This window comes from Acinetobacter sp. WC-141, assembly GCF_000313935.1.
In the GTDB taxonomy this organism is placed as follows: Bacteria; Pseudomonadota; Gammaproteobacteria; order Pseudomonadales; family Moraxellaceae; genus Acinetobacter.
The window spans coordinates 1-11,419 of sequence record NZ_AMSS01000012.1; the positions used below are offsets into that span (position 1 = coordinate 1).

General features: G+C 34.5%; 11 protein-coding genes and 3 pseudogenes. 6 read left to right on the forward strand and 8 right to left on the reverse strand.

Annotated features, from left to right (window positions below; translation table 11 throughout):
- A partial coding sequence (locus ACINWC141_RS01635; RefSeq protein WP_009387239.1) for a transposase occupies positions 1 to 141 on the reverse strand: 141 nt, incomplete at its 3' end.
- 64 nt (positions 142 to 205) lie between these two features.
- On the opposite strand from ACINWC141_RS01635, the pseudogene ACINWC141_RS19205 reads away from it, so the two are divergent.
- From ACINWC141_RS19205 to ACINWC141_RS01650, 4 genes and pseudogenes are all read left to right on the forward strand, one after another.
- Positions 206 to 343 (forward strand): annotated as a pseudogene (locus tag ACINWC141_RS19205) (hypothetical protein); the annotation flags it as partial.
- Between the two features lie 111 nt (positions 344 to 454).
- On the forward strand, positions 455 to 676 hold the full coding sequence (locus ACINWC141_RS01640; RefSeq protein ID WP_081399980.1) for a hypothetical protein: 222 nt from the start codon (positions 455 to 457) through the stop codon (positions 674 to 676).
- A gap of 547 nt (positions 677 to 1,223) precedes the next feature.
- Positions 1,224 to 2,117 carry a LysR substrate-binding domain-containing protein gene (locus ACINWC141_RS01645; protein WP_009387219.1) on the forward strand — a complete coding sequence of 298 codons (894 nt, stop codon included), beginning with the start codon at positions 1,224 to 1,226 and terminating at the stop codon, positions 2,115 to 2,117.
- 244 nt (positions 2,118 to 2,361) lie between these two features.
- On the forward strand, positions 2,362 to 3,255 hold the full coding sequence (locus tag ACINWC141_RS01650; RefSeq protein ID WP_034677267.1) for a LysR family transcriptional regulator: 894 nt from the start codon (positions 2,362 to 2,364) through the stop codon (positions 3,253 to 3,255).
- 47 nt (positions 3,256 to 3,302) lie between these two features.
- On the opposite strand, the gene ACINWC141_RS01655 is transcribed toward ACINWC141_RS01650, so the two are convergent.
- From ACINWC141_RS01655 to ACINWC141_RS20435, 7 genes and pseudogenes are all read right to left on the reverse strand, one after another.
- Positions 3,303 to 4,475 (reverse strand): thiolase family protein, encoded by a 1,173-nt coding sequence (locus ACINWC141_RS01655; protein ID WP_009387237.1) that lies wholly within the window; start codon positions 4,473 to 4,475, stop codon positions 3,303 to 3,305.
- A gap of 65 nt (positions 4,476 to 4,540) precedes the next feature.
- On the reverse strand, positions 4,541 to 5,950 hold the full coding sequence (locus ACINWC141_RS01660; protein ID WP_009387240.1) for a short-chain fatty acid transporter: 1,410 nt from the start codon (positions 5,948 to 5,950) through the stop codon (positions 4,541 to 4,543).
- Positions 5,951 to 6,065: 115 nt separating this feature from the next.
- Positions 6,066 to 6,707: a 3-oxoacid CoA-transferase subunit B gene (locus ACINWC141_RS01665; RefSeq protein WP_009387232.1), complete on the reverse strand. Its 642-nt coding sequence runs from the start codon at positions 6,705 to 6,707 to the stop codon at positions 6,066 to 6,068.
- Between the two features lies 1 nt (position 6,708).
- Positions 6,709 to 7,413 (reverse strand): CoA transferase subunit A, encoded by a 705-nt coding sequence (locus tag ACINWC141_RS01670; RefSeq protein WP_009387224.1) that lies wholly within the window; start codon positions 7,411 to 7,413, stop codon positions 6,709 to 6,711.
- A 247-nt stretch (positions 7,414 to 7,660) separates the two neighbouring features.
- On the reverse strand, positions 7,661 to 8,542 hold the full coding sequence (locus tag ACINWC141_RS01675) for a LysR family transcriptional regulator (RefSeq protein WP_009387241.1): 882 nt from the start codon (positions 8,540 to 8,542) through the stop codon (positions 7,661 to 7,663).
- 148 nt (positions 8,543 to 8,690) lie between these two features.
- A pseudogene (locus tag ACINWC141_RS20335) lies at positions 8,691 to 9,079 on the reverse strand (hypothetical protein).
- Between the two features lie 138 nt (positions 9,080 to 9,217).
- Positions 9,218 to 9,457, reverse strand: a complete 240-nt coding sequence (locus tag ACINWC141_RS20435) for a hypothetical protein (protein WP_227617329.1) — start codon at positions 9,455 to 9,457, stop codon at positions 9,218 to 9,220.
- 478 nt (positions 9,458 to 9,935) lie between these two features.
- Here ACINWC141_RS20435 and ACINWC141_RS01690 point away from each other — a divergent pair, with 478 nt between their 5' ends.
- Both ACINWC141_RS01690 and ACINWC141_RS19215 read left to right on the forward strand, forming a co-directional pair.
- Positions 9,936 to 10,379, forward strand: coding sequence for a BLUF domain-containing protein (locus ACINWC141_RS01690; RefSeq protein ID WP_155757873.1), 444 nt, complete (start codon positions 9,936 to 9,938; stop codon positions 10,377 to 10,379).
- A 485-nt stretch (positions 10,380 to 10,864) separates the two neighbouring features.
- Positions 10,865 to 11,419 (forward strand): annotated as a pseudogene (locus ACINWC141_RS19215) (IS3-like element ISAba22 family transposase); the annotation flags it as partial.

The window sequence follows — 11,419 nt, forward strand, 5'->3', positions numbered from 1 at the left end:
TTTGGTATTCCAATTTGAAAGAGTTTGCATTGAAATGCTAAGTTGTCTGGCTGTTTCCGAGACATTGCCTTGATTGGCTTCAATTAATTTGATGGCTTCAGCTTTAAATTCTGTGGTGTAAGTCTTGTGTTTCTTGCTCATGGTAAACTCCTGATGAGTGTGTTTAGTTTACCAAGTTAAAACCTCCTGTTTTTTCAGCACACATCACTATGTACTTTTTCATGGTGAAGAGAAGAGCGAGTCTAAAACTTCTCGTCTGCTTAAAGAAGCAGAGCAGTCTATTGCTTCTGCGGAAACCTCTGTAAATAAGGCTAATAGTATTGTAGCAGTATCTTATAAATAGTCAGGATTACTCAGCTTAACTATTTTATATTATCCATCAAAATATTGTTTTATCTAAATTTTATCAAACTTTAGGTAAAAGACTGTATGTATAGAGACAAAATTCATGAGAATGAAGTTTATCGCCTATGATCCCAATTCTGGGGAAAAAGTAAGTTTAAAAGAGCATATCCATCAAATTGATAAATACACCACCTATATCTTTTTTAGCGATGAAAAAGATAATATGGTATTTAATCCTCAGAAAAAGCAAGTTTTTGAAATTACACAATATACTTCTAATATGATGGTTGAAATTTCAAGAAAGCTATATTACCTCATTGGTGAATATTAGTAGTTTGTTTCAATTCAAATTTTGGGTAGATACTTTAGTAGAATAGTCAGGTTTATTTAGTTGAAGTATACTGCAAATATATCTTCTGATTTGAATGTATACATTAGGTCAGAGAGCTTAAATCCTGAAATGAGCAAGATAGTAATATTTTAGTTTTACAGTCCGTATTCTTCCCCAAGGTGCGGACTTTTTTTATCAAAATTAAAACATAAAGAAATCCTTGGATTATTCTTATAACTTATTAAGGTTGAACTCTTCATTTACTTAGGTTATGGCGAATTTAATTATTGATTTAAAATAATTTTTATCATAAAAATTTTATATTTGTATGAGTTGTAGAGTTAAATCAAAGTCTTTTATTCTCTTACGCTCTTTTCTATGTCAGAATTATTAAATACTTACTTTTTATCGTTTGGCTTTGCCATTCTTCCATCGCATTTTTGCAGGTAATCCCATGTTTTATATTTTTCATTCATCTATTCAGCTATTTCGTCAGCTTCCCAACAAGACAAATTAAGGACATAAATATAAAAAGGGAATGCATAAAATGAACTTAGAAGTACGTTGGGTAGAAGATCTTTTGACGTTAGAGCGAGAGCGTTCTATTTCAAAAGCAGCAGAAAAACGATTTATTAGCCAGTCCGCTTTTACACGTAGAATTCAGCAAATAGAAGAGATGATTGGAGCTGAAGTTATTATTAGAAATAATAAAAATAATATTGAATTTACCGACATCGGGCGAATTATGCTGGTGATGTCTAAAAATATTGAGAAGCAGGTGGAAGAGACCGCTAAGCTGATTAAAAATATTAAAAATGAAACTGAATCTACGATTCGTTTTTGTGTAGTCCATTCATTAGCATCAGGTTTTTTAACGACTTTTTTAAAAAAATTTCCAACATTTATGCGTGATTTAAAAATCGAAATTGTCGCGACGAATAGTGGTGAAGGTTTATCTCTTTTAAAAGAAGGTGCCTGTGACTTTATGATTTGTTATGCAGACCGATCTAATATTAATCGTGTGGGTGATGATATTTTAAGTGGCATCAAGATTGCTGAAACAGAGATTGTTCCTGTGTCAGCTACTGAAGCAGACCACACACCTAAGCATACAATTCAGAGTAATTTTTCATTACTGGCTTATAGTAAACATGCGTATTTACGAAAGTTAGTAGATCAACTGATCGAAGGTAAATTGATTTATAAAACTTTATACGAGACTGATAATGCAACCAATTTGAAAGAGCTCGTACTACAAGGTTTAGGGGTCGCATGGATTCCAAAAATCAATGTAGAGGATGATCTTGCTACCGGAAAACTCGTCATGTTAGATCATAATGAGTATTGTCTTCCCCAAGATATTTATATTTTTAAAAATAATTTGAGTGATAACAAATCAGTCCAGCAAATCTGGAAAGGCTTTCAAATTCAGCATGATTAAATTTTAAAAGATTTATAATGATATGAGCTGTATTCACTAGATTTATATACAAAGTAACCAAATAAAGAGACTATGCTTTTGTCTTTATGATGAAAGGCTTTATAAAGCATTGCCGATGGTCTAGATTCTTTGTTAATTTAGACGATACATCAATAATTTAAAAAACAGGTTTAGCATTTTTATCTGTGCTATACCTGTTTTCAGTCCTTTTTGAATGGATTATTTGATCCAGACGGAGACAATTTTGTTTGATCTAGATAGTAGATTACTAAATATTTTTTATCATATTTATCGGTTTAAAAGCGTTTCAATGGCTGCTGATGCGATTGGCCTTACACAACCGAGTGTTAGTAATGGACTGAACAAAATCCGACAGCATTTTAATGATCCTCTTTTTATTCGTGTTGGTAATGAGATGATTCCAACCGAATTGGCTAAAGAAATCTTTCCGCTCATTAGTGAGGTGATTGATAAAGTTGAAAGTATTAATAACTTTAGTGTGAACTTTGACCCGCTTACCTCGGACCAACTTTTTACGATTGCGATGACAGATGTATCTCATCTGGTCTTATTACCGCAATTAACCAACTATTTGAAAGAGAAGGCGCCTTTAATTCGGTTAAACATTCGACCAATTACGCCAGAAACCAGTTATCAAATGGCAAATGGTGAAATTGACCTTGCAATTGGCTTTTTACCTCAACTAGAAGAAGGCTTTTATCAACAAAAGTTTTTTAAACAGCATTATGTGGTGATTAGTTCTAAGAGCCATCCTCGTTTAAATCCGCAAAATTTCACTTTAGAAGATTATATGCGTGAATATCATATTGATATTGATGCAGGTATTGGGCACTACCATATTAAAAATGAATTGCAGAACAAAGGCTTAGATAGGAATATTTTAATTCGCTTACCAAGCTATCTAGGGGTAGGATTAGTTGTTCAAGAAACAGATGCGATCGCAACAGTTCCATATTATTTGAGCCAAGTCTTGTTAGTTAGAGAAAACTTACAGATTTTACCAGCACCTCTAGATTTCCCAACCTATAATGTTAAACAGCATTGGCATATGTCTTGCCATCATAAAAGTAGTCATAAATGGTTCCGCCAAACCTGTTATGAACTTTTTAAAGTCTAAAAAAGAAGATGTAAGAAAAATTCTTACATCTTCTATGTAGTTTGATTTTAGATTTCAATTGCGACAGCTGTAGCTTCACCACCACCAATACATAATGCAGCGACACCTTTCTTTTTACCTAGACGTTTTAAAGCATAGATAAGAGAAAGGATAATTCTTGAGCCAGTTGCGCCAATTGGGTGTCCTAAAGCACAAGCACCGCCGTGTACGTTAACTTTTGCTTCATCAATACCGAGTTCATGAATTGGTGCCATGGCTACCATTGCAAAAGCTTCATTAATTTCCCAAGCATCTACTTCGTCAACAGACCAACCAGCACGCTCAAGCACTTTTTGGATCGCACTAATCGGAGCAATGGTAAATTCGCTTGGATGCTGAGAGTGAGTCGAGGTTGCAACAATTTTTGCTAAAGTATTTAGACCATGGCTTTGAGCATAGTCTTCAGTAGTGAGGACTAAGGCAGCGGCACCATCAGAAATTGAACTTGAGTTTGCAGCTGTAATTGTACCGTCTTTACTAAAAGCAGGGCGCAATGTTGGAATCTTCTCAAGATTAGCTTTTAATGGTTGCTCATCTTGATCGATAACTTCGACACCTTTACGGGTTTTTACTTCAACAGGAACAATTTCTTCTTTGAAGTAACCTTCGGTAATGGCAGTTTGCGCTTTTTTCAATGAAGAAATCGCAAAGTTATCCATTTGCTCACGTGTAAAACCTTTGGTATTTGCCATGTCTTGAGCAAAAGAACCCATTAAGCGGCCTGTTTCTGCATCTTCAAGCCCATCTAAAAACATATGGTCCTTAATTTCACCGTGTCCCATACGGTAACCACTGCGAGCTTTCGGCAGAATATAAGGCGCATTGGTCATAGATTCCATGCCACCTGCAACAATAATATTGGCACTGCCTGCTTTTAAAGTGTCTGAAGCCATTAACACCGCTTTCATGGCAGAGCCACACAGTTTATTAATAGTCACTGCACCGACATGATCAGGTACACCAGCTTTACGCATCGCCTGACGAGCAGGACCTTGACCGATACCTGCACTCAACACACAACCAAAAATAACTTCATCTACTTGTTCAGGTGCAACACCTGCACGTTGAATCGATTCGCGGATGACAGCGGCACCAAGTTCTGGTGCAGATAATGCGGATAAACTACCTTGAAAACCGCCCATTGCAGTACGGCTACCTGACACTATAACAATTGAACTCATCTTAATATCTCTTATTGATGTATTTGCTAAATTTGCCTTTAGCCGAAACTAAAGGCGCCAGTAAATTAAAAAGTGGGTGGGGTATAGCTAAGTGTTCTTCCAAAAAACCACAATAAAAATAAAACTAAGGGAAAGTGCACGACGAGCTGAGTGACCGTAAAACCAATCACATCTTTTGCTTTTAATTTTAAAATGCCGAGCATTGGTAGCATAAAAAATGGATTGATTAAATTTGGTAAAGCTTCGGCTGCATTATAAATTTGTACAGACCAGCCCAAATGAACTTTCAAATCATGTGCTGCTTGCATGACATATGGAGCTTCAATAATCCATTTTCCACCGCCAGAAGGTACAAAGAATCCCAAGATGGCAGAGTAAATTCCCATCACAATCGCAAAGGTTTCTTTTGAGGCGATAGAGACGAAAAACTCGGCAACATAATGCGATAGCGATAAATCTTGACTGTTTAAAGCTTGCGTCATAATAAAGGCAATGCTTCCGTAAAGGGGAAACTGAATTAAAATTCCCGATACAGCTGGAACTGCTTTTGCAACGGCATTTAAGAAATTTCGTGGTGTTCCGTGTAATGCCAGACCAAGCATTAAAAAGACAAAGTTGTATGTGTTTAAACTTGAAATAGCAATGATTGGATTACTTTTTGAAAATTCAAAGAACATCCAGATTAAACCTAAGGCCACCACAATAATTGTTAAAATAGGTGAGTTTTCTAACCAGTCACCTGGACGGGTAGATTTCTCCTCATGTGGTTTTTCTTCTTCAAATTGCACATCAAAACTTTCAATCGTTTTAACGTTATTACCTTTTGGTGCAGACCAATACGCGATTGCAATTGAGACAATGACCAAAATAATCGTCATCGCAATTGATTGCCAAAGAAAAATGGTTTCGGTAAATGGTATAACGCCAGTCAGATTGTAAATTGACTCAGGTAAACTACTTTTATTTGCTTGAAGCTGTGCAGCAGAAGAGCTGATCCCAAGTGCCCAAGTGGCACCCATACCAATAATTGCAGCTGCCGCAGCAGCACGGTAATCCATGTTCAGCTCTTTACGTTTCGCTAATGCAATTACTAAAAGTGCGGTAAGAATGGTGCTTACTGCCCAATTGACTAGCGAAATTAATAAGCTGACAGTTGCCACCAGAACAATAGCACCACGCCCAGAATTTGGAATACGCGCCATTTTTTGAATCAGGAATTTTATTGGCTTAGATACAGAAACGACATAACCCACAATAATCAGCATAGTCATTTGCAGGGTAAAGGGAATAAGACTCCAGAAACCATTACCGAATGAAGTCGCTACATCGTGAATTGGGGCACCAATACCCAAAGCGGCAATAGACACAATAATGACGCCGAGTAGTGCAAAAATATATGAATCTGGAAACCATTTTTCAGACCAGTCACTAATCCGAAGAGCAAATCTTTCAAAAATTCCTTGCTGTTTTTCCATAGCTGAAAAATCCTTCTCGTTCTTATTCATTAACAGCACATCCGGTGCTTAAAAGGGTTAAGACTCAAGCTCACTTTCTAGCTTAAGTCTTATATGGGTAACTAAAAATTAAAATTTACGCGACTAAGGTTTTGTAAAATTCCACACCTGTAGCAGCTTGAATTTGCTCAAGAGTGACATCTTTAGCAAGTTCAATTAGCTCTACACCTTGTGGCGTAATGTCCATTACACCTAAGTCAGTAATTACGCGGTGCACAACACCTTTACCTGTTAAAGGTAAACTACAGTCTTTCACGATTTTTGGTGTACCGTCTTTTGCACAGTGTTCCATAAGAACCACAACTTTTTGGACACCAACAACCAAGTCCATCGCGCCGCCCATACCTTTGACTTTCTTACCTGGAATCATCCAGTTGGCTAAGTCACCATTTTCGGAAACTTCCATCGCACCTAAAATTGCGATGTTGACATGGCCACCACGGATCATGGCAAAAGATTCAGAGCTTGAGAAGAATGCAGCTCCTGGGCGAGCAGTGACTGTTTGTTTACCAGCATTAATTAAATCGGCATCAACAGTTTCTTCAGTCGGAAATTCTCCAATACCTAATAAACCGTTTTCAGATTGAAGCCAAACATTAATATTTTCAGGAATATAGTTAGCAACTAGAGTAGGTAAGCCAATACCTAAATTGACATAAAAACCATCTTCAAGTTCTTGTGCAGCACGTTGTGCCATTTCATTGCGTGACCAAGCCATTTTATACTGCCTCCGTGCTTAAAGTTTTATGCTCAATACGTTTTTCAGGTGATGCATTCAGTACAATGCGATTTACATAGATACCCGCTAAATGGATCTCATCCGGATCTAATTCACCAATTTCAACGACCTGTTCAACTTCCGCAATTGTAATTTTTCCAGCCATCGCACATTCAGGATTAAAATTTTGAGCAGTTTTGCGGAATACTAAGTTACCAGCCTTGTCTGCCTTATAGGCTTTAACAAGAGCAACATCTGCTGTTAAAGATTCTTCTAAAATGTAGTTTTTGCCATTAAAGGTACGTTCTTCTTTACCTTCAGCAATGAGTGTACCCACGCCAGTTTGCGTATAAAACGCAGGAATTCCTGCACCGCCAGCACGTAACTTTTCAGCTAAAGTGCCTTGCGGTGTAAGTTCTACCTCAAGTTCACCATTTAAATACTGACGCTCGAATTCTTTGTTTTCTCCAACATAAGAAGAAATCATTTTTTTGATTTGTTTGGTTTGAAGCAAAATACCTAAACCAAAATCATCTACACCTGCGTTATTTGAAATACAAGTGAGACCAGTCACACCACTTTGCTTAACTGCAACAATCAGTTTTTCCGGAATTCCACATAGACCAAAACCGCCTACGGCAAGTGTTTGATTATCTGCAATAACATCTTTTAGTGCTGCCTCTGCATTGGCATAAACTTTATTCATTCTATTGTTATCCTATATCCCTTAGTAATCTTAGTTTTAGCATCTCAATTTATGTTATAGAAGTTAATTTTTTTAAAGGATTAATGAGTATAATCAATGAATGATATCAAATTAATCACGAAAGATAAGAAATATATAAGCTAAAATACTTCAAAGAAATATCTATAATATTTTGAAATATATCATAATTAATAAATTTAGCATGAGTAGAATGCTTGTTTCATCCTAAAATACAGTCTTTAATTTTTTAAAATTTATATTGAACCAAAGCCTCAATAAATTGAGCAGAAATATTTGAGATTTCAAAGTTCTTTTTATAAACAATTCCTACGGTCTTATGAATAGATTCATCTTTTAATTCAATCAACACGTTATGTTCTTTATCAATATGTTTTGCAAAGTGTCTTGGAATCGCACTTACCCCAATTCCATAAGCCACAAAACTTGAAAGTGATGAAATTTGATGACATTCAACTTTCAAATCAAGAGTCATATTATTTCGCAAACAATTTTGCTCAACTAAATATCGAACGATTGAAGGTTTTTGTAATGTGACGAATGGATTTGAACAAAGCTCTTGCCATGTAATAGAAGATGATTGAGCAAGAGGATGAGTTTTAGGTAATAGAGCCAAGAAATCTTCTTCAAACAATGGCTTGAATTCTAAACCTTCGGTGAGATCCGGTTCGAAGCAGATACCAAGTTCAAAAATACCATCTTGTACTTTTTCTATAATAGTTTCATTTGGAATATCTTGAATTGAAAAGTTCAGGTTGGGATGAAGTTCTAAAAACTGGTGAATTACTTCGGGCAAAATTGCATGAGTCACAAAGGGCATTGAGGCGATACTTAAGGTTCCACGGTTGAGTTTAAAACGTTGTTTGACATCATTTTCCATTTCATCCCAATTGGCGAGTAATTTTTTAGCATAGGGAATGAGGGATTTACCTTCTTGGGTAAGCTCAACGCGACGTGTGTTACGGTTAAATAATTTACCGCCTAACTCTTCTTCTAAGCTTTTGATGCTGAGACTTAAAGCTGATTGACTTAAATGTAGCTCTAAAGAGGCATTGGCATAGTTGAGTGTACGCGCAAGAGCTAAAAAAGCTTTTAATTGTTTAAGCGTCATTTCATTCCTTTAGATTGCTCAGCTCACCTAGAAGGGTAATTTATACGAAAATTTGTCTAATATGATGTTTTTTGAAAAAAATTATGAAAAGGGAATGATCATCCACTTAATTAATCAAGAATAAACAATGAGTAGACAAGATATTGAACTACTTTAGTAAATTTTCCCAACAGAATTCATCTGTGTTATTCGCAAAATATAGAGCCATTCCAACTACATGGAAAAATAAATGACCTAGCCAAATTACTTGAGGAGCAACTTTTAAACCTTCTAATAAAATAGTTGTTGAATAAATTGCTAATAAAAAAGTGAAAAAGATGATGTATGTAGCACTCGCTACAAATTTATATTTCGGTGCTAATTGGGGAATTTTATACCCAATCAAAATTTGCATACCACAATTTATGATCAGCGCTATTATACCTACAAGAATTTGTGGTGCATTTAAAAATTCAAAAGAGAGCTGTTCGATGATAAAATGATTTGCCATAGTACAAACATGCCCAGAGGATACAATACAAATTTAAACCACATCATATTTTATTTTCTTATCAAGACGTTACCCACACATTCTATTGAATAATCCAGATTAAATAAATGCTATTTTTCAAAAACTCTATCTCGATATAAACTGGTTATTAATTCAATTAAGATAATTTGTGAATTCTAAAATCTTTAAGTTTCACACTTTGAATTATTGGTTTTGAAATGATCTAAATATTCCCGAGATTGAAAGAAAATTGGTTTTGCATCTTTCTGTTGTAAAAGCTTTGGATAGTACTGCATATACACTGCCAGAAGTTTTTGAGCATCGGCAAGATAATCACATTCTGCTTGAAGTTTATCTTGTAAATTCTTTGCAAATTTGATTCTTGATTCATGGCGTGCTTTAAAAATATCAACCTGTTTTTTCATTCTTTGGTCAAAAACTTCTCTAGATGCTTTTTCACCATCTGAAAAGACTACGTAATGAAAATCAAAACCTTGCCAATTCAAATCATTTTTAGGTGTGTAAATAGTTTGTGCTGCATGGGTAAATTTATAAGATATTAAGGAAAGAATAATAATTAAAATTATCTTTTTTATTATTTTTCAACTCTTTTCAAAATTTTAAGGAGATTCTATCAAATAACAAATTGAAGAATAATTTCATGGTTCTCCATCGGACATCCACAAATTAAAGACTATTCTTGATTTTAATTAAATTAATATTTTCTGTTTACTTTGTTAGGTTGGCATTAATTTACAAAAGATTTCTGGTTGTTAAAGTTTGTCATTTTCAAAAAGATAATAATCTTTACTCTTGAAATACAAGGTTTTAAATAGGTGAGGTTGTAAGCGTGGTGTGTAGCTGTCAGAATGCCCACCTGAAATTTATCTTCGAGTTATCGCTATGAGTTTAATAGGCTTTATGTATGCAAGTAAAACCAATAGTGAACATAGTCAAGTAAAACAAGATTTAATTGATATTCTCACCGAAGCAGTCAAATTCAACTCTTTTAATGATATTACGGGAGTACTTTACTATGGTAATTGGTATTTCTTGCAGTACTTAGAAGGTGAGAAAGAACTAGTCGAATCGCTGTTTTATAATTCAATTTTAAAAGATTCAAGACATCAGAACTGTGAAATCATTTTTTCAAAATTATGCGAGAAGCGGTTATTCAAACATTGGAGTATGAAATTTGCTCCTATAAATACGAAAATAAAAGATTTCTTTTTTGATCATCATATCGATGAGTTTAATCCGTATTTGCTTAACACTACATCAATTCCATCTTTTATCGAATTGCTTGTAGATCAACCAAATCTTAAAGCTGATCAATATCAAATTTAATCAACGATAGAATCTGAATCAGATTATTTTTTTTACTTAAAAATATAAGCCTTCTAAAGAGGGCTTTTTTTAGTTCAGTTATGTTAGTAAGCGTCAGTCCTTAGGAGTACTTTGCATACCTAGAGGAATAAATGATATGAAAATTTGTCTGATGATATTTCCAAAAAATTAATTCATAAGAGAAGTTTTTATTAAATTATTTTAAAAAATATATTATTTAATTGTCTTTATTAAATAATATAGTCATATTAATTTGGTTTACTCAATAGTTAATAAGTTTTATAAAAGAATAGTAATTTTTAAATAATTAAATTTTACCAATTAAATAACATAAGTGTTTGTATTTTATTATTTTTTTAAAATTTAAATAAATTGCATTGTTTTTAAATATTTTAGTGATATTTTATTTTTAAGCTCATTGATGTGTGCTGAAAAAACAGGAGGTTTTAACTTGGTAAACTAAACACACTCATCAGGAGTTTACCATGAGCAAGAAACACAAGACTTACACCACAGAATTTAAAGCTGAAGCCATCAAATTAATTGAAGCCAATCAAGGCAATGTCTCGGAAACAGCCAGACAACTTAGCATTTCAATGCAAACTCTTTCAAATTGGAATACCAAAGCAAAGGCTGGAACTTTAGCAGGTACAAAACAGTATTCACCTGATCTAAACGCTCTACTCGAAGAAAATAAAAAACTCAAACAACAGCTCAAAATAGCTGAAATGGAACGTGAATTTTTAAAAAAGGCAGCAGCGTACTTTGCCAAAGAAAGTCAGTAAGGTACGCCTATATGAAACAAAAAAGATATTCTTTTCCAATTACCTTAATGGCTCGATTACTTCATGTTTCAGTTTCATGTTTTTATGATTGGCTCAAGAGAGGCGTGAGCAAAAGAACGATTCAACGAAATCAACAGACGATATTGGTGAAAATAGCCCATGAGGAGACAAAGCAGAGCTATGGTTATATTCGATTAACCAAATACTTACAAGCTCAGGGTATAAAAATGAGTATGTACGCTGTACGTCAGATAA

Coding starts and splice junctions, on each gene's coding strand:
- ACINWC141_RS01660 (WP_009387240.1), bottom strand. CDS start 5,950: ATGGAAAAACAGCAAGGAATTTTTGAAAGATTTGCTCTTCGGATTAGT.
- ACINWC141_RS01640 (WP_081399980.1), top strand. CDS start 455: ATGAAGTTTATCGCCTATGATCCCAATTCTGGGGAAAAAGTAAGTTTA.
- ACINWC141_RS20435 (WP_227617329.1), bottom strand. CDS start 9,457: ATGAAAAAACAGGTTGATATTTTTAAAGCACGCCATGAATCAAGAATC.
- ACINWC141_RS01675 (WP_009387241.1), bottom strand. CDS start 8,542: ATGACGCTTAAACAATTAAAAGCTTTTTTAGCTCTTGCGCGTACACTC.
- ACINWC141_RS01655 (WP_009387237.1), bottom strand. CDS start 4,475: ATGAGTTCAATTGTTATAGTGTCAGGTAGCCGTACTGCAATGGGCGGT.
- ACINWC141_RS01665 (WP_009387232.1), bottom strand. CDS start 6,707: ATGGCTTGGTCACGCAATGAAATGGCACAACGTGCTGCACAAGAACTT.
- ACINWC141_RS01670 (WP_009387224.1), bottom strand. CDS start 7,413: ATGAATAAAGTTTATGCCAATGCAGAGGCAGCACTAAAAGATGTTATT.
- ACINWC141_RS01645 (WP_009387219.1), top strand. CDS start 1,224: ATGAACTTAGAAGTACGTTGGGTAGAAGATCTTTTGACGTTAGAGCGA.
- ACINWC141_RS01690 (WP_155757873.1), top strand. CDS start 9,936: ATGAGTTTAATAGGCTTTATGTATGCAAGTAAAACCAATAGTGAACAT.